23 protein-coding genes are annotated in these 21881 nt (G+C 72.8%); 15 read left to right on the forward strand and 8 right to left on the reverse strand.

Going from position 1 to position 21881, the window contains the following annotated elements; all coding sequences use genetic code 11:
- Positions 1 to 23: 23 nt before the first annotated feature.
- The 8 genes from gap (at position 24) to ABD230_RS10205 (ending at position 7015) form a co-directional block, all read left to right on the forward strand.
- Positions 24 to 1019 carry a type I glyceraldehyde-3-phosphate dehydrogenase gene (gap, locus tag ABD230_RS10170; protein ID WP_344372705.1) on the forward strand — a complete coding sequence of 332 codons (996 nt, stop codon included), beginning with the start codon at positions 24 to 26 and terminating at the stop codon, positions 1017 to 1019.
- Positions 1020 to 1224: 205 nt separating this feature from the next.
- Positions 1225 to 2199 (forward strand): DMT family transporter, encoded by a 975-nt coding sequence (locus ABD230_RS10175; RefSeq protein WP_344372713.1) that lies wholly within the window; start codon positions 1225 to 1227, stop codon positions 2197 to 2199.
- A gap of 148 nt (positions 2200 to 2347) precedes the next feature.
- Positions 2348 to 2902, forward strand: coding sequence for a dihydrofolate reductase family protein (locus ABD230_RS10180; RefSeq protein ID WP_344372717.1), 555 nt, complete (start codon positions 2348 to 2350; stop codon positions 2900 to 2902).
- Between the two features lie 181 nt (positions 2903 to 3083).
- Positions 3084 to 3464 carry a hypothetical protein gene (locus ABD230_RS10185; protein ID WP_344372720.1) on the forward strand — a complete coding sequence of 127 codons (381 nt, stop codon included), beginning with the start codon at positions 3084 to 3086 and terminating at the stop codon, positions 3462 to 3464.
- A gap of 62 nt (positions 3465 to 3526) precedes the next feature.
- Positions 3527 to 4177 (forward strand): NADPH-dependent F420 reductase, encoded by a 651-nt coding sequence (locus ABD230_RS10190; RefSeq protein WP_344372725.1) that lies wholly within the window; start codon positions 3527 to 3529, stop codon positions 4175 to 4177.
- 369 nt (positions 4178 to 4546) lie between these two features.
- The gene (locus ABD230_RS10195) at positions 4547 to 4735 is read left to right on the forward strand and encodes a hypothetical protein (RefSeq protein WP_344372728.1); all 189 of its coding nucleotides are present in this window, start codon (positions 4547 to 4549) and stop codon (positions 4733 to 4735) included.
- 145 nt (positions 4736 to 4880) lie between these two features.
- The gene (locus ABD230_RS10200) at positions 4881 to 6224 is read left to right on the forward strand and encodes a type I glutamate--ammonia ligase (RefSeq protein ID WP_344372731.1); all 1344 of its coding nucleotides are present in this window, start codon (positions 4881 to 4883) and stop codon (positions 6222 to 6224) included.
- Positions 6225 to 6295: 71 nt separating this feature from the next.
- Complete coding sequence (locus ABD230_RS10205) at positions 6296 to 7015, forward strand: VOC family protein (RefSeq protein ID WP_344372734.1); 720 nt, start codon at positions 6296 to 6298, stop codon at positions 7013 to 7015.
- Positions 7016 to 7034: 19 nt separating this feature from the next.
- Here ABD230_RS10205 and ABD230_RS10210 read toward each other — a convergent pair whose 3' ends face one another.
- From ABD230_RS10210 to ABD230_RS10230, 5 genes are all read right to left on the reverse strand, one after another.
- Positions 7035 to 7772: a DUF4190 domain-containing protein gene (locus tag ABD230_RS10210; RefSeq protein WP_344372737.1), complete on the reverse strand. Its 738-nt coding sequence runs from the start codon at positions 7770 to 7772 to the stop codon at positions 7035 to 7037.
- Positions 7773 to 7935: 163 nt separating this feature from the next.
- Entirely contained in the window at positions 7936 to 8610 is a 675-nt protein-coding gene (locus tag ABD230_RS10215) for an O-methyltransferase (RefSeq protein WP_344372742.1), read from the reverse strand.
- A gap of 68 nt (positions 8611 to 8678) precedes the next feature.
- A complete protein-coding gene (locus ABD230_RS10220) occupies positions 8679 to 10139 on the reverse strand; it encodes a VOC family protein (protein ID WP_344372745.1) in 1461 nt (486 codons plus the stop codon).
- Between the two features lie 296 nt (positions 10140 to 10435).
- The gene (locus tag ABD230_RS10225) at positions 10436 to 11470 is read right to left on the reverse strand and encodes a DUF2510 domain-containing protein (RefSeq protein ID WP_344372748.1); all 1035 of its coding nucleotides are present in this window, start codon (positions 11468 to 11470) and stop codon (positions 10436 to 10438) included.
- A gap of 238 nt (positions 11471 to 11708) precedes the next feature.
- A complete protein-coding gene (locus ABD230_RS10230; RefSeq protein ID WP_344372750.1) occupies positions 11709 to 12077 on the reverse strand; it encodes a VOC family protein in 369 nt (122 codons plus the stop codon).
- Positions 12078 to 12136: 59 nt separating this feature from the next.
- Here ABD230_RS10230 and ABD230_RS10235 point away from each other — a divergent pair, with 59 nt between their 5' ends.
- From ABD230_RS10235 to ABD230_RS10255, 5 genes are all read left to right on the forward strand, one after another.
- Complete coding sequence (locus ABD230_RS10235) at positions 12137 to 12592, forward strand: MarR family winged helix-turn-helix transcriptional regulator (protein ID WP_344372752.1); 456 nt, start codon at positions 12137 to 12139, stop codon at positions 12590 to 12592.
- Positions 12593 to 12773: 181 nt separating this feature from the next.
- Positions 12774 to 13901 (forward strand): ABC transporter substrate-binding protein, encoded by a 1128-nt coding sequence (locus ABD230_RS10240; protein WP_344372755.1) that lies wholly within the window; start codon positions 12774 to 12776, stop codon positions 13899 to 13901.
- A gap of 2 nt (positions 13902 to 13903) precedes the next feature.
- Positions 13904 to 14851: an ABC transporter permease gene (locus ABD230_RS10245; protein WP_425546211.1), complete on the forward strand. Its 948-nt coding sequence runs from the start codon at positions 13904 to 13906 to the stop codon at positions 14849 to 14851.
- Complete coding sequence (locus ABD230_RS10250; RefSeq protein ID WP_344372759.1) at positions 14848 to 15678, forward strand: ABC transporter permease; 831 nt, start codon at positions 14848 to 14850, stop codon at positions 15676 to 15678. Before ABD230_RS10245 ends, ABD230_RS10250 begins: the two co-directional genes overlap by 4 nt.
- The gene (locus ABD230_RS10255; protein WP_344372762.1) at positions 15675 to 16754 is read left to right on the forward strand and encodes an ABC transporter ATP-binding protein; all 1080 of its coding nucleotides are present in this window, start codon (positions 15675 to 15677) and stop codon (positions 16752 to 16754) included. The genes ABD230_RS10250 and ABD230_RS10255 overlap by 4 nt, the downstream gene beginning before the upstream one ends.
- Positions 16755 to 16937: 183 nt before the next feature.
- Here ABD230_RS10255 and ABD230_RS10260 read toward each other — a convergent pair whose 3' ends face one another.
- Both ABD230_RS10260 and ppk2 read right to left on the reverse strand, forming a co-directional pair.
- Positions 16938 to 17747: a nuclease-related domain-containing protein gene (locus ABD230_RS10260; RefSeq protein WP_344372764.1), complete on the reverse strand. Its 810-nt coding sequence runs from the start codon at positions 17745 to 17747 to the stop codon at positions 16938 to 16940.
- A gap of 97 nt (positions 17748 to 17844) precedes the next feature.
- Positions 17845 to 18648, reverse strand: coding sequence for a polyphosphate kinase 2 (gene ppk2, locus ABD230_RS10265; RefSeq protein ID WP_344372769.1), 804 nt, complete (start codon positions 18646 to 18648; stop codon positions 17845 to 17847).
- A gap of 255 nt (positions 18649 to 18903) precedes the next feature.
- Between ppk2 and ABD230_RS10270 the strand changes: the two genes are divergently transcribed.
- Positions 18904 to 19335 carry a DUF1761 domain-containing protein gene (locus tag ABD230_RS10270; RefSeq protein WP_344373305.1) on the forward strand — a complete coding sequence of 144 codons (432 nt, stop codon included), beginning with the start codon at positions 18904 to 18906 and terminating at the stop codon, positions 19333 to 19335.
- Between the two features lie 77 nt (positions 19336 to 19412).
- Positions 19413 to 20783 carry a hypothetical protein gene (locus ABD230_RS10275; RefSeq protein WP_344372772.1) on the forward strand — a complete coding sequence of 457 codons (1371 nt, stop codon included), beginning with the start codon at positions 19413 to 19415 and terminating at the stop codon, positions 20781 to 20783.
- A 12-nt stretch (positions 20784 to 20795) separates the two neighbouring features.
- On the opposite strand, the gene ABD230_RS10280 is transcribed toward ABD230_RS10275, so the two are convergent.
- Positions 20796 to 21560: a dienelactone hydrolase family protein gene (locus ABD230_RS10280; RefSeq protein WP_344372775.1), complete on the reverse strand. Its 765-nt coding sequence runs from the start codon at positions 21558 to 21560 to the stop codon at positions 20796 to 20798.
- Positions 21561 to 21881: the final 321 nt, after the last annotated feature.

Genomic DNA, 21881 nt, shown 5'->3' on the forward strand with positions numbered 1-21881 from the left:
CAACAGAAAGGACCACTGACGTCATGACCCGCATCGCCGTCAACGGATTCGGCCGCATCGGCCGCAACGTCGTCCGCGCCCTCATCGAGCGCGACCCCGACCTCGAGCTCGTCGCCGTGAACGACCTCACCGACCCCGCCGCGCTCGCGCGCCTGCTCAAGTACGACACGGTCGGCGGCCGCTTCGGCCGCACCGTCGAGGTGGACGGCGACGTCCTCGTGATCGACGGCCGCCGCGTCAAGGTGCTCGCCGAGCGCGACCCCGCGAACCTCCCCTGGGGCGAGCTCGGCGTCGACCTCGTGCTCGAGTCGACCGGCCGCTTCACCGACGCCGAGGCCGCGAAGGCGCACCTCGAGGCCGGCGCGAAGAAGGTGCTCGTGAGCGCCCCGTCGAAGGGCGCGGATGTCACGCTGGCCTACGGCGTGAACACGGATGCCTACGACCCGGCGTCGCACACCATCGTCTCGAACGCGTCGTGCACCACGAACGCGCTCGCCCCGCTCGCGAAGGTGCTCGACGACCTCGCCGGCATCGAGCACGCGTTCATGACGACCGTGCACGCCTACACGCAGGACCAGAACCTGCAGGACGCCCCGCACGCCGACGCCCGCCGCTCGCGCGCCGCCGCGGAGAACATCGTCCCGGCCTCGACCGGTGCCGCGAAGGCGATCGGCCTCGTGCTGCCGAACCTCGACGGCAAGCTGAACGGCGACGCCATGCGCGTGCCCGTGCCGGTCGGCTCGATCGTCGAGCTCAACGCGACCGTGTCGAAGGAGGTCACGCGCGAGGAGATCCTCGCCGCGTACCGCGCCGCCGCCGAGGGCCCGCTGAAGGGCGTGCTCGAGTACTCCGAGGAGCCGCTCGTCTCGAGCGACATCGTCGGCAACCCGCACTCGTCGATCTTCGACGCGGCGCTGACCCGCGTCGACGGCACGCACGTCAAGGTCGTCGCCTGGTACGACAACGAGTGGGGCTTCTCGAACCGCGTCATCGACACGCTCGGCCTGCTCGCCGCCTGACCGCGGCCTGATCGCGACCGGTCGCCGGTCGCAACCGACTCCGGTCGGCCCGGGATCACGCTCCCCGGGCCGGCCGGCCCCGACATCGCGTCGGCGGGGGAGTGGAGCCCCCGCCGACGCGATTCGCGTCTCCGGCGGGCTCAGGGGAAGCGGCTGAGGTCGCCGATGGCCTGACGGTGTCGGCGGTGCGCGCGAGAATGTCCTGGTGACTCGTCGTGGGTTCTTGCTCTTCGCTGCGCTCGGGGTCGCCTGGGGCATCCCGTACCTGTTCATCAAGGTCGCGGTCAGCGAGCTCGAGCCCGCGATGGTGGTGCTCGGGCGATCGGCGCTCGCCGCCCTCCTCCTGATGCCGCTGGCGTTCTACCGGCGCGAGGTCTGGCAGGTGGTCCGTCGGTGGAAGCCGATGCTCGCGTACACGGTCGTCGAGATCATCCTGCCGTGGTACTTCCTGAGCTCCGCCGAGCAGCGGCTCCCGAGCTCGACCGCCGGCCTCCTCCTCGCGACGGTCCCCCTCGCCGGGGTGGCCATCGCCTTCATCATGGGTCGACCCGAACCCCTCACCCGGGTGAACTGGCTCGGCATCGCGCTCGGCATGCTGGGGGTCGCGGCGCTCGTCGGGCTCGACGTGGCGGGCTCCGACCTCATCGCGGTCGCCGAGATGGCGGTCGTCGTGGTCGGGTACGCGCTCGGCCCGGCGATCCTCTCCCGCTGGATGCCGGACCTGCCCGGCGTCGGCGTCGTCGCCGTCTCGCTCGCCGTCACCGCCGTGGTCTACGTGCCGTTCGTGCTGTTCACGGGCGCCTGGCCCGCGGCATGGCCGTCGACGCCCGTCATCGTGTCGATCGTCGTCCTCGCCGTGATCTGCAGCGCACTCGCGTTCCTGCTCATGGTGGCGCTCATCGGTGAGATCGGGCCGGTGAAGGCGACCGCGATCACGTACGTCAATCCGGCCGTCGCCATCCTCGCCGGCGTCCTCGTGCTCGGCGAGCGCGTGACGGTGTGGACGATCGTCGGGTTCGTGCTCGTCCTCAGCGGTTCCTACCTCGTCACGCGGAAGCGTCGGGAGCAGGTCGCGGCCGAAGGAGTGGAGGAGGCCTCCGCTGAGCAGGCATCGCTGATGCTCGGGGACGGTGCGCCGACGACGGAGACGGAGCCGGACGCACCGATCGCGAGACCGTGAGCCCGACCTCATGAGTCGGTCCGGGTCGCACCGGTTCCACGACGATGCTGATGACGTCGACCACGATGTCGATCGGGCCCGCGCCCGTTCGACGTCCAGAATGAGAGCGGAACTTCCCGCCTCGCCCGAACCGAGCAAAGGACATCCCGTGCGCACCCTCATCGTGACCGAGTTCATCACCCTCGACGGCATCATCGACTCGCCCGGTGGCGGCGAGCACCCGCGTGCCGGCTGGACGTTCAAGGAGGTCCCGTTCGTGGAGGAGGCGTACGAGATCAAGGGCCGCGAGCAGCTCGAGGCGGGCGCCATGCTCATGGGCCGCGTGAGCTACGACGAGTTCGCCCCGATCTGGCCGAAGATGACCGACGAGTTCCCGCAGTACAACGCGATGCCGAAGTACGTCGTCTCGTCGACGCTCACCGACCCCGAGTGGGCGGGCACCTCGGTGCTGCGCTCGCTCGACGAAGTCGCCGCGCTGAAGGAGGGCGAGGGCGGCCCCATCATCGTCCACGGCAGCGCGACGCTCGCGCAGGGCCTCGCCGCGGCCGGCCTGGTCGACCGCTACCACCTGCTCGTCTTCCCGGTTGCGCTCGGCGAGGGCAAGCGCCTCTTCGACGGCCACGAGCAGGGGAAGCTGAAGCTCGTCGAGCACGAGGCGTACTCGAACGGAGTCGTCAAGAACGTCTTCGACGTGGAGCGCTGAGCGCGTGGGCGAGCGGATGCCGACGGTCGAGCCGGGGACCGGCTCAGGGGCGGAGCCCAACGGGCCCGCTCCCGATCCAGCTCGCGCGACCGGTGCGCGCGATGCTGATGCGAGGGCTGGGCGCATCGGCTGGTGGTGGCGTCGACGCCCGCCGGCAGGGTCGACCCGGTTCGCGCGGGGCGTGTGGTGGGCGGGGCACGTCCAGCTGCCGATCGCCGTCGCACTGGCGATCGCGTGGACGCCGGTCTTCCTGATCGGCGCGACCAGCCCGCCCGGCGGCATCTCGGCGGGACCCGGCATCCTGGGCGTGCAGTCGCCGGGCTTCTGGCCGTCGCTGCTGGGACTCGGCATGGCGGGCCCGTTCGCGCTCTCGGGGCTGATGCTTCGTGCGCATGCCGACGCGCCCGCCTATCGCGCCGAGCCGATCGGCGACGGGCTGCTGCGGCGACTCCTCCTGCTCACCGCGGCGGTCGTGGGCATCGCCGTCATCTCGATCGCGCTCACGGTGGTGGCCGTCCTCCTGCTCCTCCAGGTCGGATCGTGGGTGCGCGGCACGTCCTGAGTGCTGCCTGAGGATCGACGCCGATCGGGAAGGGCGCGGCCGCTGCATCCGTTGCCCCCACCATGACCACTCTCGGAATCATCGGGGCAGGCAACATCGGCAGCCAGCTCGCACGTCTCGCGGTCGCGAACGGCTACGACGTCGTGATCGCGAACTCGCGCGGGCCGGAGACGCTCGCGGGGCTCGTGGACGAGCTCGGCCCGTCGGCGCGCGCGGCGACGGCCGCGGAGGCGGCGGCAGCGGGTGACGCCGTGGTCGTGACCGTGCCGTTCACGGCGTACGGGGCGATCCCGGTGGAGCCGCTCGACGGCAAGGTCGTGATCGACACGAACAACTACTACTGGGAGCGCGACGGCCACGTGCCGGCGCTCGACGAGGGCCGCGTGACGGTCTCTGGCATGCTTCAGGAGCACCTGCCGGGCAGCCGCGTCGCGAAGGGCTTCAACCACATCATGGCGGCCGACCTGACGACGGATGGCGCGCCCGCCGGAGATCCGCGCCGCCGGGCGCTCGCCACCTCGAGCGACTTCGAGGATGCCGCGGCCTTCGTCACCGAGCTGTACGACGAGTTCGGCTTCGACGCGGTGAACGTCGGACCCCTCTCGGAGAGCTGGCGCGTCGAGCGGGACCAGCCGGCGTACGAGGGCAACGTGCAGACGCGCGCCGAGCTCATCGACAACCTGGCGCGCGCCGAGCGTCCGACCGCCGCCTGACGGCCCGGCCGCGCGGCATCCGCCCTCTTCCTCCCTTCCCCCCTTCCTCCCTCTCTCCCTCCCTCCCGATCGGACGGAAACCGGCGCTCCGGCGCCCGGCCGGCCGCCCGTTTTCGTCCGATCGCCTCGCCGGTGAGTGCGGGCGGGCGTCCGGACAGTCGTGGCGGGTCACCGTGCGCCCGAACCCGCGAGGACTGCCCGGACCGCGGCCGGCGGACGCGCATGCGACCGGACGGGGTCGGCAGGGCGACGAAAGATGACGGCCGGATGACCGAACGGTGTTTGGCGGTGACGGCGGGACGCGGTATCTTCCTCTGCACCGGTTGACGACGACGTCATGATCGCTCCGACGACCGAGAAGAGGAGACCATGATCTACGAAGACCGGGACCGCTTGAAGCGGGCTCTGCAGGCCAGCGCCGACGGCACCACACGCGAGCTCGAACTCGACGCCGCGGCACGCGAATGCGCCGAGGCGCTGATGACGGGGTCCATCGACCTCGCCCACGTGCACGCCCAGCGCTACTCCGAGCTGAAGGGCGAGCCCGCCGGCGCCTGAGCAGCGCGCCCCGCGCGCCGGCGCCCGCCCGCCGGCGCCCGACCCCGTCCCGAAAACCGCGCGAAACGCGCCGGGTGCATACTGAACCCGTGCGCCGGGACCGCACCTCCCCCCGAACCGGACCCCGGCAGGTGAGGAGACCGGGATGAACCGATCCGTGCGCTTCGACGACATCCGCGCCCTGCTCGTGTGCCATGTCGACAACGCCGGCATCTCGCGCGTGAAGGTGCTGCCGCACCGCAGGCTGCTGTCGGCGAGCACGCACGGCGTGACGATCTCCAACAGCGTCGGCGTGCTGTTCTCCGTCGACGACCACCTCAACGCGACGCCCGACGTCGACCCCATCGTCGGCGACCTGCGCGGCATCGCCGACTCGTCCGCGATGGCCCTCATCGACCGGGAGGCGGGCCTGGCCTGGGCGCCGGCCGACCTGTACCGGCTCGACGGCACGCCGCATCCGACCTGCCAGCGCACGGCGCTCCGCCGAGTCGTCGATGACGCCGAGGACGTGCGGCTGACGTTCACGGTCGGCGTCGAGCTCGAGTGCACGCTGTTCCGGCCGGCGGCGGAGGCGGGCGGGCCCCCGGTGCCCGCGACGACGGGGCCGGCGTACTCGACGACGTCCCTGCTCGAGGTCGAGGGGTTCGCGACCGACGCGATCGCCGCGCTCGACCTGGCGGGCGTGCCCGTCGACCAGGTGCACCCCGAGTTCGGCTCGGGGCAGATCGAGTTCGCGTTCGGCCCACGCGACCCGCTCGGCGCGGTCGACGACCTCGTGCTCGCCCGCGTGGTGCTCTCGCGGGTCGCGCGGCAGCACGGGCTGCTGGTCTCGTTCGCGCCGGTGCCGATCGTGGGCGGCTCGACGAACGGATGCCACGTGCACCTCTCCGCCCGCCGCGACGGCCGCAACGTCTTCGCCGACCCGTCGGCCAAGCTCGGCGTCACGCCCGAGGGCGGGCACCTCATCGGCGGCATCCTCGACCGGCTCGAGGAGGGCGTCGCCCTGCTCGGCGGCAGCGTGCTGTCGTTCACCCGCCTGCGCCCCCATGCGTGGGCCGGCGCCGACATCTGCTGGGGACCGGGCAACCGCGAGGCGGCGATCCGCTTCGTGCCCGGTCAGGCGGGCATGGGTGCGGAGCAGTCGAACATCGAGGTCAAGCCCGTCGACGGCGCCGCGAATCCGTACCTCGCGGTCGCTGCGATCATCGCGGCCGCGCTCGACGGTTCCGCCCGGAAGGTGGCGCCGCCGAAGCCCGTCCGCGTGGACCCGTCGACGCTCACCGCGGCCCAGCGTCGAGCGTCGGGGGTGCGCCCCCTGCCCGCCGACCTCGGCTCGGCGCTGCACCGCCTCGAATCGAGCGACTTCTACCGCGGCGTGTTCGGCGACGTGCTCGTCGACGCGTACGTCGCGACCCGGCAGCACGAGTGGGAGGCGTACGGCGAGCACGTGCCGGAGGACGTCGCAGACCTCGTGCGCTGGAAGTACTGAGCGCGGCGACCTCCCTGGCGCGGGTGGCGACGGGCTTGCCCGTGTCGGCGGCGGCCGTCAGCATGAACCGCATGGATGCCACGCCCGAACCGCCGGCCCGCGACCTGCCGCGGCAGCTCTCGCCCGAGGCCTTCCACGACGCCGAGGGCGTCGACGACTGGCGGGTGCTGTACTGGGGCGCGCACGCGTTCTTCCGCGCCGCGTCGTACGCCGAGGGCGCCGCCTTCGTCGCGGCGATCACGTCGCGCGACGAGGTCGCCCGGCACGAGCCCGACGTCGACCTGCGCCACGAGGGCGTGGCGGTGAAGCTCATCAGCCGCGACGTCCGCGACCTGAGCGTGCGCGACGTGGAGGTCGCGCGGCTGGTCTCCGCGATCGCTCGGGAGCACGGCCTCGTCGCGGACCCCTCGGTGCTGCAGGTCGTGCAGACGGCGGTCGCGTCGCCGGAGGCGGCCGACGTGACGCCGTTCTGGCAGGCGGTGCTCGGCTACGTGCGGCCGAACGACACGCACCTCGTCGACCCGCTGCGGCGGAGCTCGTCGGTGTTCCTGCAGCCGACCGAGTTCGTGCGGGAGGGCCGCGGTCGCATGCACGTCGACGTGTGCGTGCCGCACGACCAGGTGGAGTCGCGCATCGCGGCCGTGCTCGCCGCGGGAGGGCGGATCGTCGACGACTCGTTCGCCCCGGAGTGGTGGACGCTCGCCGACGCCGAGAACCACAAGGTCGACGTGACGACCTGGTGGGGGCGCGAGTCGACGCGGCTCGAGGAGGAACGGCCCGGGCCCGCGTAACGCTCGGTTCGGGGGCGGCTCAGCGCCGCGGGTCCTGGGTCGGCGCGTCCGTGGTCCAGGCATGGCCGCCGAGCGGTCCGGCGAGTGCGAGCTCGAAGTGGTTGCCGTCGTCGAACGTGCTGTAGCTGACGCGCGTGCGCGCCGGGATCCCCGCGAGGACGTCGCCGTCGGGCGTGATCAGCACCTCGCCGTCGGTCGTGACCGCGAGGCGCGATGGGAAGCGCGTCGTCGGCACCGTCTCCGTCACCTCGACGCCGTCGGCGCGACCTGCGAGCAGCACCAGGCGGCTCGCCGCGAGGGCCGCGGCATCCTCGAGCACCTGCTGCTCCGACAGGGTGGCGAGCTGGGACGACCGGACGGATTGCGGCGGCTCCGGGTCGAACCGTTCGGCGAGTACGTAGACGATCAGGAACTGGAAGCTGCCGAGCAGGGTGGCGAACCCGCCGACCAGCACGCCCATCACCGCCATCCACGATGCGCGGTAGCGCTTCCGGCGGGCCCAGCGCCACGCGACGATCCCGAGGACCATCGCGGCGGCACCGGGAAGCATCATCAGCGGGCGCGCTCCGACCCCGAGCGGCCCACCCGACGCGAGCGCGAGCACCGCGAGCGCGGCGAGCAGCATGGCGAGGACGGCCGCGAGCCGGATCCCCGTCGGCTCGACCGCGACGGCCGTAGCGGATGCCGACGGCGGCGTCGGCACAGCCCCGGCGGGACCGGGCAGCGGCTCGCCGCCCGGGTCGCGTGGATCCGCCATCGTTTCCCCCTCGCGGACTGGCTCGAGCTCATCTTGGCGTCGATCGGCCGCGGGCGGACCCGTTGCACGGTTGCGATCACATCACGACGATTGCGATCCGGTCACGACGGTCCGCGCCCGGGGTCGCTCGGACGGCCGGCGAGCCCGGTCCGCCGCCCGGCCGTCAGGTGACGATCGCGAGCGCGACGCCGTCCCAGCCCTTCGCGCCGACGGTCTGCAGCGCGGTCGCATCGAGTCGGGGGTCGGAGCCCAGGAGTTCGAGCGCGCGCCGCGTACCCTGCACCATCGGGTCGGTCGTGCCGGGGTTCGCGACCTCGCCTGCGCGGCCGACGTTGTCGACGACGATGACCGTGCCCGGGCGCCCGAGGCGGACGGCCCAGTCGAGGTAGGTCGCGTTCGACTCCTTGTCGGCGTCGATGAACACGAGGTCGAAGGGCGCGTCACCGCGCTCCGCGAGCTTCGGGAGGGAGTCGACCGCACGTCCGACGACGATCTCGACCTTCTCGGAGACCCCGGCCCGCTCGAGGTTCGCGCGCGCCACCTCCGCGTGGTGCGGTTCGAGCTCGAGCGTCACGACGCGCCCGTCGTCGGGGATGCCGCGGGCGAGCCACGTCGTCGAGTAGCCGCCGAGCGTGCCGACCTCGAGCACGCGCTTCGCGCCCGCCATGCGGGCAAGCAGGTGCAGGAGCTTGCCGCCCAGCGGCGTGACCTCGATCGCGGGCAGTCCGGCTGCGGCGGCATCCGCCAGGCCTTGGGCGAGGTCGGCGTCGTCGCCGACGAGGGTGTCGACGAGGTAGCGGTCGACGGCGCGCTGGTTCGCTGCGGTGGGCTCGGCCATGGGGCCAGCCTCCGCCCGCGGGGCGCCGGCGTCAATGGCGCGTCGGGGTGACGCGAGCCGAAGGGCCGTCAGGGCTCGGCGCGGCCGACTCCGTCGGCGCGGTCGGCCCAGACGGAGATGTCCGCCTTGTTGCCGGCGGGGTCGGCGAGGGTCCACCATCCGGTGGCCTCCGATCCCGCCGCGATGCGGCCGCCGGCGCGCACGGCGGCCGCGACACGCGCCCGTCCGACGGGGCGCGGCACCGAGACGTCGAGGTGGAACGCGTGTCGCAGCGGCTTCTCCGCCGGAAGCTCCTGGAACCAGAGACCGGGGCCGCGTCCGTCGGGGTCGACGAGGTCCTCGGTGCCGAGCTCGGCGTAGTCGAACAGCTCGCGCCACGCGGGCCGCACGTCGTCGTCGGCCTTCGACGCGATCGCGATCTGCACGGTCTGCACCATCGACGGATCAGATCGGGCGCCCGCGGCGCGGGCCGTCTCCGAGACGCGGCGCGCGAGCGCGAGGTCCGCCTCGACGAGGCGCGATTCGTCGCGGGCCAGCCGCACCGCGATGCCGTCGGCGCGGAGGTCGAGGTGCATCCGGTCGGACCCCGCCAGGTCGGCGAGGTCGCGGGCCAGGGCGGCACTCGCCGCGAGCGACCCGGTGCGGAACCAGGCGGTCGGGCCCCACGACACGATGGGCCAGTCGACGAGGTCGGATGCGGCGCGGAAGGCCATCCACATGGCCTCGCCGTGTTCGAGGTCGCCCGGTCCGGCGGCGACTCGCGGGCGACGTTCCGGTGATGCCCCGACGGGGCCCTGCGCCATGTCGGGCCGGGTCGCGCCGTCGCGCGCCCCGGCGCGGGGGATGGCCACCACGTCGAGCGACGCGGGCGCGTCCTCGGGCACGGGCAGGTCGGGCCAGGTGACGAGGTCGACCTTGTTGCCGGCGGCATCCGCGCAGGTCCAGTACTGCGGTGCTTCGGCATCGAACGCGAGCCGTCCTCCGGCCGCGAGCGTCGCCGCGAGGCGGGCGGACGCGACCTCGCGCGGCATGGAGAGGTCGAGGTGCATGGCGTGGCGCAGCGGCTTCGCGGGATCGAGCGGCTGGAACCAGATCGACGGCATCCGCCCGAGCGGGTCGACGAGGTCGTCGCCGACGTGGTCGGCGTACCCGAGCACGGCCCGCCAGAACGGCAGCACCTCGTCGATCGGCAGCCGCGTGGCGACCGCGACCTGCACATCCTGCACGCGTCCCGGGTCGGCGGTGAGCCCCTGCGCACGGGCGACGGCCGAGATCGCGCGTGCCCGTTCCGCGGCGCCGTCGTCGAGCTCGGCGAGGTCGGCGACGATCCGGACGATCACGCCGTCCGGCCGGACGTCCACGAGCGGCGGATGCCCCGCGAGCTCGTCGAGCTCCGCGACGGCCGCGGCGAACGCCGCCCCGGCACGCACCGAGCCCGTCGCGAACCGCGCGATCGGCCCGCAGTACGCCACGCGCCAGTCGTCGAGCCCTTCGACCGCGAGGAACGCGAGCCGCTGCTCCTGGCCCACGCGCCCTCCGTCCCGCCGGCGTCACCCCCGGCTTCACCGGGTGTCGACCCGACCTCGCGGGCCGTCGACCCCGACGCGGACGAACATATCGGACCGCCGCGGCATCCGGAACCGGCCGACGCATCGGTTCGTTCGCGGGGTGGCCGCGGGCCGGTCGGCACCCCACCGCCACTCCCTACGACACCTCGACCCTCACCCCGTTGGCCGCATCCGCTTCCGCTCAGGCGCCGAGGTGGAGCGGTGCCTTCGGGTACCTCTCCACCTCGTCGCGCGGTCGACCATGGTCGCCTGGTGCGCTACTGGGCGAAGATCGCGTCCTCGTACTCCCAGTTCGGCGAGATCTGCATGGTCAGGGATGCCGGGTCGGCGACCGACCACGCCTCCTGCCACGTCACCGACTGCCCGGGGAGGATGACCGTCGTGGGCGACAGGCCGATCTCGCCGTTCCCGTTGTCGATATCGAAGATCTGGCTCGCCTCCTGGCCGCCCGAGGCGAGGCGCGTGTAGACGAGCGGCTCGAGGTTCTCACTCGAGTTGTTCGTGATCGTCATCGTGAAGACGACGTTGTGGGCGAGGTCCGCGCCGGCGGCGTACTCCGACGGCGTGTACGGTTCGGGTGCCGAGACGGTCAGCTCGACGCCGTCCTCCCAGGCCATGGTGTCCCCGAAGCCGAGGTTGGCGGGCGCTTCGGCAGCGGGCTCCTCATCCACGACGGACTCGTCCGGAGCCTCGTCCGTGCCCTCATCCGTGAGCGAGGACGAGCCGCCGGACGTCGATCCCTCGATCGGGCCGAACGCCTGTTCGAACGACGTCGCAACCACCGCGAAGAAGACCACGAACCCCACGATGGTGCCGACGATCGACACCACGAGGCCGGCGATCGCCGCCCACTTCCGGCCCTTCAGGAAGAGCGCGACGATCGAGAGGATGAAGGCGATCGGCAGCAGGATCCAGCCGACGATGAGCGCGCCGGGGATGCACGCGAAGATGAACCCCACCGCGGCGACGATAAGGGCGATGATCCCGAGCACGTGCGGCTTGGCGTCGGCAGACCCGGGAACTGCCGCGAACGCGGCGTCCGATTGCGGCGCGGCCATGGTGGAGACCGGCGCGGCCGTCGCGGCCGCAGGCGCTGCCGGCTCGACCGGCGGGATCGCTGCGGTTCCCTCGGCCGTTCCGGCGGTCTCGACGGGCGTGGCGACGACGGTTGCGTCGGCGGCGGCATCCGCCTTCGGAGTGGTGTGGTCGGTCCACGCCGTGCCATCCCAGTAGCGCATCGTGCCGGAACCGTCGTCGTACCAGCCGGCCGGAGGGGTGTTCGGATCACTCATGCCCCGATCGTCGCAGAGCGCGAGCCGGCGATCTGGGGGCGGTTGTGCCCAGAACGGGTGGTTTTGGGGAGGCCTCGAGCCAGGGGAAAGCGATGGTCGGTTCGCGCGCGGAGGGGGAAAGGTATCCGGCGGATACCGTTTCCCCCTCCGATCACGTGGGCCTCATCTCACCCGGTGCGCGCTGGAGATCGCTTCTCGCCCGGTGCGCCGTGCATCGCGCAGTGGCACCGCCGCGCGGTCAACCGGCGTCGTGGATCGTCACCAGGTACCCATCGGGGTCGACGAGGGTGAAGGTGCGCCCGAAGGGGCCGTCGATCGGGGCTGCGGCGATCTCGGTGCCGGCGGCGACGAGGTCGTCGTGCAGCTGCTGCGCGTCGTCGGCGCGGAGCCAGAGGCCGACGCCGCCGCTGGGGCGGGGGAGCGCGTCGAGGTCGACGCCGGGCAGTGGCTCGCGCACTGCGAAGGCGATGGGCTGCGTGGCGAAGACCACGGCGTGGGGCGGCGAGACCTCGGCGCGGGCCAGGCCGAGGTGCGCCTCGTAGAACGCGGCCGAGCGCTCGAGGTCGCGGACCTGCAGCGAGATGAAGTCGGGACCGATGGTGGACATGTCGTTTCCTCCTGTGTGTCAGAACATTGACATAAACGACGCTATGTCAGACTACTGACATGGATCGGGTTCCCGCCGGTATCGACCTGGACTCCTCGCTCGGCTACCTCCTCAAGCAGGCGGCGAGCGCCCTGCGCTCGTCGATGGATGCCGCGCTGCGGCCGCTCGGCCTGACGGTGCCCCAGTACGCGTGCCTCGAGCTGCTCGCACAGCGCTCCGGGCTCTCGAACTCCGAGCTCGCCCGCGGTGCGTTCGTGACGCGCCAGTCGATGAACGTCCTGCTGCAGGGACTCGAGCGCGACGGACTCGTCACCCGGCCGGCGGAGCCGGTCGCCGGTCGCGCGCTGCCGGCGCAGCTCACCCCGCTCGGGCGCGAGCGCATCGCCGAGGCGAGCGTCGTGGTTCGCGCCGTAGAGGCGCGGATGAGCGCGCGACTCGATGCCGACCAGGAGGTGCGGCTGCGCGAACTGCTCGGTGCGTGCGTGGCTGGGCTGGAGGCATCCGCTTCGCACTGATCGCACCGGCACCGGCACCGGCACCGGCAGCCGCGACGCCGTCCGGTCGATCCCGGTTCATCCGCGGTTCATCGCTGCGGCGCCATCCGGTCGGATCGGCCTCCTAGCGTTCCGTGCGGTCCCCCGCAGTCCTCACGCCCGCTCTCCACCGGGCGGCTGCCGGGTGCCCATCGGAGGACACGTGTTCACGAAGAAGACCACCCTGGCGGTGCTCGGCATCTCGGCCGCCGCCGTGCTCGGGCTGACCGGCTGCGCCAGCGGCGCCGCGGGGGCGTCGGGCGACGGGTCGACGGAGGCCGCGACGGCCACGAGCCTCGCCGACTTCGGCGACCTCGCCGCGCTCGAGGAGGCCGCCAAGGCCGAGGGCCAGCTCAACGTCATCGCGCTGCCGCGCGACTGGGCGAACTACGGCGAGATCCTCGACCTGTTCGCCGAGCGCTACCCCGAGATCACCATCAACGAGGCCCTGCCCGACGGCTCGAGCGCCGAGGAGATCCAGGCCGCCGAGACGAACGAGGGCCTCGACACCGCGCCCGACGTGTTCGACCTCGGCCTCACGGTTGCACTGCAGAACACCGACCGGTTCGCGCCGTACCAGGTGTCGACGTGGGACGACATCCCCGACGCGCTCAAGGAGCCGAGCGGCCTCTTCGTCGGCGACTACGGCGGGTACATGTCGATCGGCTACGACGCGTCGAAGTTCGACGGGCCCGCCGAGCTCGACGACCTGCTCGGCTCGGCCTACAAGGGCGCCGTGGCGATCAACGGCGACCCGACGCAGGCGGGCGCGGCGTTCGCCGCGGTCGGCCTCGCGACGGTGCAGTCGGATGGCACGCTCGACGACTTCACGCCGGGAATCGACTTCTTCGCGCAGCTCGACGACGCGGGCAACATGCTGAAGGTCGACGTCACCACCGCGACCGTCGCCTCGGGCGAGACCCCCGTCGTCTTCGACTGGGACTACCTCAACGCCGCGCACACGGCCGACAACCCCGACTGGACGACCGTGATCCTCCCGGGCACCGGCTACGCCGGCTACTACAACCAGGCCATCAACGTCGACGCCCCGCACCCGGCGGCCGCGCGCCTCTGGCAGGAGTTCCTCTACAGCGACGAGGTGCAGAATCTCTGGCTGAAGGGCGGCGCCCGCCCGGTGCGCGCCGATGCCATGGCCGAGGCCGGCACGATCGACCAGGACCTGTTCGACGCGCTCCCCGCCACCCCCGAGGAGACCGTCGTCCCGACCGAGGAGCAGTCGACGAACGCCGGCACGCTGCTCGGCGAGAAGTGGGCCTCGGCGGTCGGCTGACCATGATCGTCGCGACCACCGCGACGCCCACGACGGGTGCGGGGACGGCCGGAGCGCCGGCCCCGCACCCTGCGGCGTCACCCGACCGGATGCCGCGCCGCGCGGCATCCGGCGCCCCCGCCTGGCTCGGCCTCGTGCCGTTCGCCGCGTACGTGCTGCTGTTCCTCGCCCTGCCCACGTTGCTCGCCGTCGCGAGCGGGTTCTTCGACGGCGACGGCGGGTTCACGTTCGCGAACGTCGCCGGGCTCGCCGATCCGGTGATCCTCGCCACGTTCTGGAACTCGGCCTGGCTGTCGGCGCTCACCGCCGTGGTCGGCGCGGTGCTCGGCGCGCTCGCCTGCTACGCCCTCCTCGGCCTCGAGGGCACTCGCGTGCGCGGGCTGGTGGATGCCGCGAGCGGCGTGCTCGCGCAGTTCGGCGGCGTCATGCTCGCGTTCGCGTTCATCGCGACGATCGGCCTGCAGGGCGTCGTGACGCTGTGGCTGCAGGACGCCCTCGGCGTCGACCTGTACGCCGACGGCGCGTGGATCTACGCGCTGCCGGGCCTCATCCTCCCGTACGTCTACTTCCAGGTGCCGCTCATGATCATCACCTTCATGCCGGCGATGGCGTCGTTGAAGCCGCAGTGGGCCGAGGCGAACCTCACGCTCGGCGGCACCCACGCGGGCTTCTGGCGGCACATCGGCATGCCCGTGCTCGCGCCGTCGTTCGTCGCGAGCCTGCTGCTGCTGTTCGCGAACGCGTTCTCGTCGTACGCGACGGCCGCCGCCCTCGCGAGCCAGGGCTCGCAGATCGTGCCGCTGCAGATCCGCACCGCCCTCACGAGCGAGACCCTGCTCGGCCGCGAGAACCTCGCCGGCGCGCTCGCGCTCGGCATGATCGCCGTGATGGCACTGACGATGTGGGCGTACGCCGCCATCCAGCGCCGCGCCGCGAGGTGGCAGCGATGAGCGCCGCACGACCGGCGTTCGCCCCTTCGCCCGCCGCCCGCACCCTGATCGGCGTCGTGCTCGTCGCGTTCTTCGCGATCCCGATCGTGTCGATGCTGCTCTACACGCTGCGCGACGTCGACGGCGGCACGACCCTCGCGAACTGGGCCGCACTCGCCGACCCCGCGAACGCCGGACGGTACCGCCCGATCTGGACGGGCCTCGGCAACTCGCTCGTGCTCGCGCTCGTGACCGTCGCGATCGTGCTCGTGCTGCTCGCCCCGACCATGGTGCTCGTGCACCTGCGGTTCCCGAAGCTGCGGCGTCCGTTCGAGTTCCTCGCGCTACTGCCGATCACGATCCCCGCGATCGTGCTCGTCGTCGGGCTCGCGCCCGTCTACCTCGTGATCGGCCGCACGTTCGGCACCGGCATCTGGACGCTCGCCTTCGCCTACGGGGTCACCGTGCTCCCGTTCGCCTACCGCGCCATCCAGGCCTCCATCGACGCCGTCGACCTCGCGACGCTCGCCGAGGCGGCGCGCTCGCTCGGCGCGAGCTGGTTTCAGGTGCTCTGGCGCGTGCTCGCGCCGAACCTGCGACCTGGACTCGTCGCGGCATCCCTCATCTCGGTCGCCGTCGTGCTGGGGGAGTACACGATCGCCTCCCTCCTCGGTCGGCAGAACCTGCAGACCGCGCTCGTCGTGGTCGGCAAGCAGGACCCGTACGCCTCGGTCATCCTCTCGCTCTGCTCGCTCGCGTTCGCGTTCCTGCTGCTCGTCGTCATCGGCCGGGCCGGCGCCCGGCGCTCCCGACCTGCCCCGCGCACTTCTCGAAAGGCCCGCCCATGACCGACTCCGCCCTCATCGCCACCGTCGACAATGCGGTGCTCGCCGCCCGCGGCGCGGGTACCCCCGTCGCCTTCGAGGGCGTCGTCAAGGAGTACGGCGCGACGCGCGTGCTGCACGGCGTCGACCTCGCCATCGAGCCGGGGGAGTTCGTGTCGCTCCTCGGCCCGTCGGGCTGCGGCAAGACGACCGCGCTGCGCGTGCTCGCCGGGCTCGAGCGCGCCGACGGCGGCGTCGTCCGCATCGGCGGGGCGGATGTCTCGGCCGTGCCGACCAACCGGCGCGACCTCGGCATGGTGTTCCAGGCGTACTCGCTCTTCCCGCACCTCGACGTCGCCGCGAACACCGCGTTCGGGCTGCGCATGCGCAAGGTGCCCAAGGCGGATGCCGCGGCCCGCGTGGCGGGTGCCCTCGAACTCGTCGGGCTCGGCCACCTCGCCGGCCGGTTCCCGCACGAGCTGTCGGGCGGTCAGCAGCAGCGCGTCGCGCTCGCGCGCGCCCTTGTCACGGAGCCGCGCGTGCTCCTCCTCGACGAGCCGCTCTCGGCGCTCGACGCGAAGGTGCGTGTGAGCCTCCGCGACGAGATCCGCCGCATCCAGCTGCGCCTCGGCATCACGACCGTGTTCGTCACCCACGACCAGGAGGAGGCGCTCGCCGTCTCCGACCGCATCGCCGTGATGAACGCCGGTCGCATCGACCAGATCGGCACGCCCGAGGAGCTCTACCTCCGCCCCGCGACCGCCCACGTCGCCGAGTTCGTCGGCCTCTCGAGCATCGTGCCGGCCACGATCGCCGGCGGCCGCGCCGAGGTGCTCGGGATGTCGCTGCCCGCGATCGGCGACCACCCCGACGGCCCGGCCGAGGTCTTCGTGCGCCCCGAGAACGTCCGCCTCGGCGGCCCGATCATCGCGGTCGTGCAGGAGAGCACCTTCCTCGGCAGCCTCCGCCGCACCCTGCTCCGCACCGAGGGCGGCGGGCTGCTGCGCATGCAGCACCCGGTCGGCGAGCGCGTCGAGTTCGGCGAGCGGGTCGGAGTCTCGATCGACGACGTGCCGGTGGCGGTGCGCGGGGTCGGCTGACCGGCGCGCCTCCGGAGGGCGAGTCCGCGTGATGGCGTCCGGCGCGTCTCCCGCCGCGCTCCCGCCGCGCCCGCCTCTGCGCGCCTGACGCTCGCGCCTCTGCGCGCCTGACGTTCCCGCCGCTGGGCACCGTCGTGCTCGCCCGATTGAGGTGGAAAGGTATCCGGCGGATACCTTTCCACCTCACCGCACGAAGAGGGTGCTGACCGCCGCTGAGAACATCGCGAGCGCCGCGAACGGCAGGGCCACGATCGCGAGCAGAAGCCATCCCGCGCGGCGACGGCGTGCACGATCGACGTCGCGGCGCAACCGATCGAACGCCGCGTGGTCGGCGGACTCCGCCGGTGGCAGCCGTTTCCAGCTGACCGGCAGCGCGGCGACCATCGCCACGTGCTGCACCTGCTCGGGCGTGAGGATCGCCGGCCGCAGGTGGAGCCAGCGCACCAGGTCGGTGTCGCGCAGCACGGCGACGTCGTAGGGGAGCTCGCGCACCGTCATCCGCCGCGCACCGACGATGGCGATGACCGGGGTGACGTCGACGAGCATGCGCGCGGCGGCCGAGAGCAGCTTCGACGTGCGCTTCGCCTCGTAGCGGGCGTTGCGGAGGTGGTCGGTGCGCTGGCCGGCGACGAGGATGCGCTTCGCGCCGATCCAGACGTCCTGCCCGCGGTGGTGCTTGGTGTTGACGGTGAACACGCCGGGCGGGCCGATGACGACGTGGTCGAGGTCGCTCGAGCCGGCGCCGACCGGCACCGAGTGCAGCACGTACCATCCGGGCCCGAGCCGGCCGAGGTGCCGCGCGACCTCGAGCTCGCCGAGCGCGCCCACGTACCAGGGTTCGGCGTCGCGCCCCAGCGGTGAGACGCCGAACAGGCGCTGGATCGCGGTGTTCGGCGGCACGGCCGCCTGGACGCGGAGGCACTCCGCGATGACGGACGACGCGGGGAGGCGGTGACCGAGGGACGCGGTCGGCACCGGTTGAGGCTGGGTCATGTGTCGTCGATCTCGGTCGGCGGTAGGGTCGCTCGATCTTCGCAGTGCGCCGGATGCGGACGGGAGTCCCCGAACGCGGGGTTGCCCGCAGATGCGGTCAGTCAGCCGCCCCCGCCCGCTTCTCCAGCTCGCGCGCGTAGTCGGGCACCGAGTTCGTCCACTGGCGGGGCGGGCGCTCGTAACCGGCCGACGGCGGGCGCTCGGGGATCTCGATCTCGCGCTGCGGCACCTGCTCCCACGGCACCTTCGAGAGGATGTGGGCCATCACGTTGATGCGGGAGCGGCGCTTGTCGTCGCTCTCGATCTCGTACCAGGGGGCCTCGGCGATGTCGGTGTGGAGGAACATCGTGTCCTTCGCGCGCGAGTAGTCCTCCCACTTGGTGATGGAGCTGAGGTCGGTGGGGCTCAGCTTCCAGCGGCGCATCGGGTCGTTGAGGCGCGAGCGGAAGCGCTCCTCCTGCACGACGTCGGACACGCTGAACCAGTACTTCAGCAGGATGATGCCGTCCTCGACGAGCATCCGCTCGAAGATCGGCGCCTGGTGCAGGAAGCGCTGGTACTCCTCGTTGGTGCAGTAGCCCATGACGCGCTCGACGCCGGCGCGGTTGTACCAGGAGCGGTCCATCAGCACGATCTCGCCCGCCGCCGGCAGGTGCGGCACGTACCGCTGGAAGTACCACCTGGTCTTGTCGCGCTCGCTCGGCGCGGGCAGTGCGACGATGCGCGCGACCCGCGGGTTCAGGTACTCCGACACGCGCTTGATCGCGGAGCCCTTGCCGGCGGCATCCCGCCCCTCGAAGATCACCACGACCCGGGCGCCGGACTGCTGCACCCACTTCTGCATCTCGACGAGCCTCGCCTGCAGGGCCTTCAGCTCCTGCTTGTACAGCGGTTTCGGCATCCGTTTCGCCATCGCGCACCCCTGCACCGAAGCCTAGGGCGGATGCCGCCGCCGCGAGCGTCCACTTCGTGCGGGTCGAGCGAGCGCCATCCCACCGGAACTGGACACTCGGCGCACGGCCGGTGGGAGTGGCACCGCGTGCCGCGACGTGCGCGGGAGTACGCTCGCGCCGAGCGACACCCCGACGCACCGCGACGGCGCGGTGCGGGCACGGCGACAGCGCGGCCCCGGCCGGGCGGCGAGGAGGCGGAGATGATGGTCCCCGAGATCAACTACTGGGCGGTGCTGCTCGCGACGCTGTCGAGCATGCTCGTCGGCACGGTCTGGTACGCGCGCGGGGTGTTCGGCACGCGCTGGGCGACGCTCGCGAAGGTCGACATGGATCGCGCCGCGTCGACCGCCGTGATGCCGATCGTGGTGACGGTGCTCGTGAGCTTCGTGACGGCGTGGGTGCTCGCGGGCGCCTCGACGATCGCGTGGCACTTCTACGGCGGCAGCTACCTGATGTCGGCGCTGTTCACCGCGATCATCCTGTGGGCGGGCTTCACCGCGGCGCGCGTCATCACGCACGACGTGTTCGAGGGGCGTCCGTCGTCGCTCACGATCCTCAACATCGCGCACGAGCTCGTGACGGTCGTCGTGATGGCGATCATCATCGGGGTGTGGCCGCCGGCGGGGACGGTCTGACCGGCCGTCGCGAGTCGTCTCGGCCGGACTGGTCGGCAACCGTAGGACATCGCGCGCGGCGATCGTAGAATCCGAGCATGGCCGGGTTCTGGGCCAGGCGCAGGCGGGGTGCGCCCGAACTCGAGGCCCACGACGCCGGTTTGGCGACGCGGGCCGGATCCGCGCTGGTCGCCGCCGATGAACGGCTGCGCGCCGCCGCCGAGGAGCTCGGTTTCGCCGAGGCCGCGCTCGATGCGGAGGACCTCGCCGGCTTCCGCGAGGTCTGCGTCGCGGCGCGCCGGCAGCTGGGCGACGCGTTCCGGTTGCAGCGGCTGAACCATGACCCGCTCCGTGGCACCGCCGCGGACGTGCACGCCCGCACCGAGCGCATCGTCGAGCTGTGCGAGGAGGTCCAGCGCGCGCTCGACGACGAGCTCGCCGCGCTGGGCGAGCGGATGTCGCGGGCCCACCGTGCACCCGACCGCATCACCGGCGTCCGCGCCGATGTCGCGCGGCTGCGCGCACGCCTCCCGCACGCCCGCGAGACCCTCGATCGGCTCGCCGCGCGCTACGCATCCGAGGCGCTCGCCGCACCCACCGCCGACGCCGCCGAGGCCGAACGACTGCTCGGCTTCGCCGAGCACGGCGCCGGCGTCGCTGAACGGCGACTCATGGACGGCCGCCGCGACGAGGCGGAGGTCGCACTCGACGCATCCGTTCGATCGGTGCACCGCGCTGCGGCGCTGCTCGACGGCGTGGAGCGCTTCGAGGTGGAGGCGCTGCGCGCCGAGGCGACCCTGTCGGAGCTCGTCGAGACGGCCCGGCGCAGCCTCACGATCGCGCTCGGGCAGCCGCACACGGCCCGCGTCGCGGACGCGATCGCGGAGGTCCGGGCGAGCCTCGCCGCCATACCGGCGGTCGGCGTCGACACCGACCCGGTCGCGCACCTCGCGCGGCTGTGCGACGCGCTCGCGCGGCTGGATGCCGCGCTCGCCGCGGGGCGCGGGTGGGCGCCGTCGACGAGGCCCGGGCCGGGCCCTGAGCCGGGTCCGCGGCCGCATGCCGAGGGGTACGTGGCATCGCAGTCGGCGGCGCGGCATCCGCCCGACCGTGGCGCACCGAAGCCGGCGCCGGTCGCGCCCGTGACCCAGGTGCGGCACGCGCTGGCGGACGTCGACCGCCGTCTCGTCTCCGCGCGCGACGCCGTCGCCGGGCACCCGGGCCGAGTCGGCGCCGAGGCGATGGCAAGGCTGGCGGAGTCCGAGCGCATCCGCATCGACCTCGCGCACTGCCTCGGCGACCTCGGCACCGGGCTCGGCAGCGTGTCCGCGACGATCGTGGCGACCGACCCGGACCTCGGGGCGCGCGTCATCGCGCTCGCCCTGCGCGCGGCATCCCTCGCGAGCGAGTCGCTGAGCCTGGCGCGCCGCGACCTCGGGGTCGTGCGGGTGACGGCGTCGGTGCGCTGAATCGGCCATCCGCTATTTCAGGTGCCGCTCGAAGAACCGCGCCGCGTCCTCCCCGGCGAATGCCGGGACGCCCGTGTGCCCGCCCAGGTTGGCGACGAGCGTCTTCTCCGTCGAGCCGAACGCGTCGAACAGGTCGAGGGCCTGCTGCCGATCGTTGTCGACGTCGTCCCACTGCAGCAGGACGTGCAGCGGGATGGTGACGGTGCGCGCCTCGTCGATGATCGCGCGGGGCACGTAGCTGCCGGCGAAGAGCCCGGCGGCGACGATGCGCGGCTCGACCGCCGCCAGCCGGACCCCGATGGCGATCACGCCGCCGGAGAACCCCACGGGGCCGCCGATCTCGGGCAGCTCGAGGAGGGCGTCGAGCAGTCTCTGCCACTCGGGCACGGCCTGCTCGACGAGCGGGAGGACGAGCCGGTCGACGACGTCTGCGCTCGGTCGGCCGCCGGCCAGGATCGCGGCGCGCAACTCGGCGCGCGCCTGCTCAGCGTCGGGCGACGGCGGCCGTTCGCCGCTCCCGGGGAGTTCGATCGTGGCCGAGGCGAAGCCCTGGTGCGCCGCCTGCCGGGCGCGGGCCGCGAGTCGCGGACGCATCCGCTCGAGCCCGCCCGGGTGACCGAGCAGGATCAGCGGAACCGGTGCGGACCCGGCGTCGAGCGCGGCCGGCGGCGTGGGCATCGGCGTCGCCGGCATCCAGAGGATGCCCGGGATGCCGTCGAGCGTGAACGCGCGCTCGACGACGCCGTCATCGTGACGGAGTTCGGTGGTGAAGTGCATGGTCGTGCCTTTCGGGAGGATGCCTGAGCGGCGCTCCCTGGCGACCTATCGCCCGACCGTGACCTCTGCGAGGAGCACCCACGTCGTTCCGTTCATGGGTCTCACCTCCTCGGTCGGTTGCACGGTGCTCGAAGGCTAGCAGCGCGCGCCGACGGCCGCCTTGTGCGGTGCAGGTCGATCGCAGGTGTGCCTCCACCGCACAACTCGACCGTGCGTGGGGGATGCCGCGCGGCGGAGGCCGAGCGGATGCCGCGGCGCGGCCGCCGAGCGGATGCCGCGGTGCGGTTGCCGAGCGGGTGGCGCGGTGCGAGCGCGTTCCGC

Origin of the sequence: Agromyces tropicus, assembly GCF_039531345.1 — a bacterium.
Lineage (GTDB): Bacteria > Actinomycetota > Actinomycetes > Actinomycetales > Microbacteriaceae > Agromyces > Agromyces tropicus.

Coding starts and splice junctions, on each gene's coding strand:
- gap (WP_344372705.1), top strand. CDS start 24: ATGACCCGCATCGCCGTCAACGGATTCGGCCGCATCGGCCGCAACGTC.
- ABD230_RS10190 (WP_344372725.1), top strand. CDS start 3,527: ATGACCACTCTCGGAATCATCGGGGCAGGCAACATCGGCAGCCAGCTC.
- ABD230_RS10195 (WP_344372728.1), top strand. CDS start 4,547: ATGATCTACGAAGACCGGGACCGCTTGAAGCGGGCTCTGCAGGCCAGC.
- ABD230_RS10200 (WP_344372731.1), top strand. CDS start 4,881: ATGAACCGATCCGTGCGCTTCGACGACATCCGCGCCCTGCTCGTGTGC.
- ABD230_RS10205 (WP_344372734.1), top strand. CDS start 6,296: ATGGATGCCACGCCCGAACCGCCGGCCCGCGACCTGCCGCGGCAGCTC.
- ABD230_RS10210 (WP_344372737.1), bottom strand. CDS start 7,772: ATGGCGGATCCACGCGACCCGGGCGGCGAGCCGCTGCCCGGTCCCGCC.
- ABD230_RS10215 (WP_344372742.1), bottom strand. CDS start 8,610: ATGGCCGAGCCCACCGCAGCGAACCAGCGCGCCGTCGACCGCTACCTC.
- ABD230_RS10225 (WP_344372748.1), bottom strand. CDS start 11,470: ATGAGTGATCCGAACACCCCTCCGGCCGGCTGGTACGACGACGGTTCC.
- ABD230_RS10230 (WP_344372750.1), bottom strand. CDS start 12,077: ATGTCCACCATCGGTCCCGACTTCATCTCGCTGCAGGTCCGCGACCTC.
- ABD230_RS10235 (WP_344372752.1), top strand. CDS start 12,137: ATGGATCGGGTTCCCGCCGGTATCGACCTGGACTCCTCGCTCGGCTAC.
- ABD230_RS10245 (WP_425546211.1), top strand. CDS start 13,904: ATGATCGTCGCGACCACCGCGACGCCCACGACGGGTGCGGGGACGGCC.
- ABD230_RS10250 (WP_344372759.1), top strand. CDS start 14,848: ATGAGCGCCGCACGACCGGCGTTCGCCCCTTCGCCCGCCGCCCGCACC.
- ABD230_RS10255 (WP_344372762.1), top strand. CDS start 15,675: ATGACCGACTCCGCCCTCATCGCCACCGTCGACAATGCGGTGCTCGCC.
- ABD230_RS10260 (WP_344372764.1), bottom strand. CDS start 17,747: ATGACCCAGCCTCAACCGGTGCCGACCGCGTCCCTCGGTCACCGCCTC.
- ppk2 (WP_344372769.1), bottom strand. CDS start 18,648: ATGCCGAAACCGCTGTACAAGCAGGAGCTGAAGGCCCTGCAGGCGAGG.
- ABD230_RS10270 (WP_344373305.1), top strand. CDS start 18,904: ATGGTCCCCGAGATCAACTACTGGGCGGTGCTGCTCGCGACGCTGTCG.
- ABD230_RS10275 (WP_344372772.1), top strand. CDS start 19,413: ATGGCCGGGTTCTGGGCCAGGCGCAGGCGGGGTGCGCCCGAACTCGAG.
- ABD230_RS10280 (WP_344372775.1), bottom strand. CDS start 21,560: ATGCACTTCACCACCGAACTCCGTCACGATGACGGCGTCGTCGAGCGC.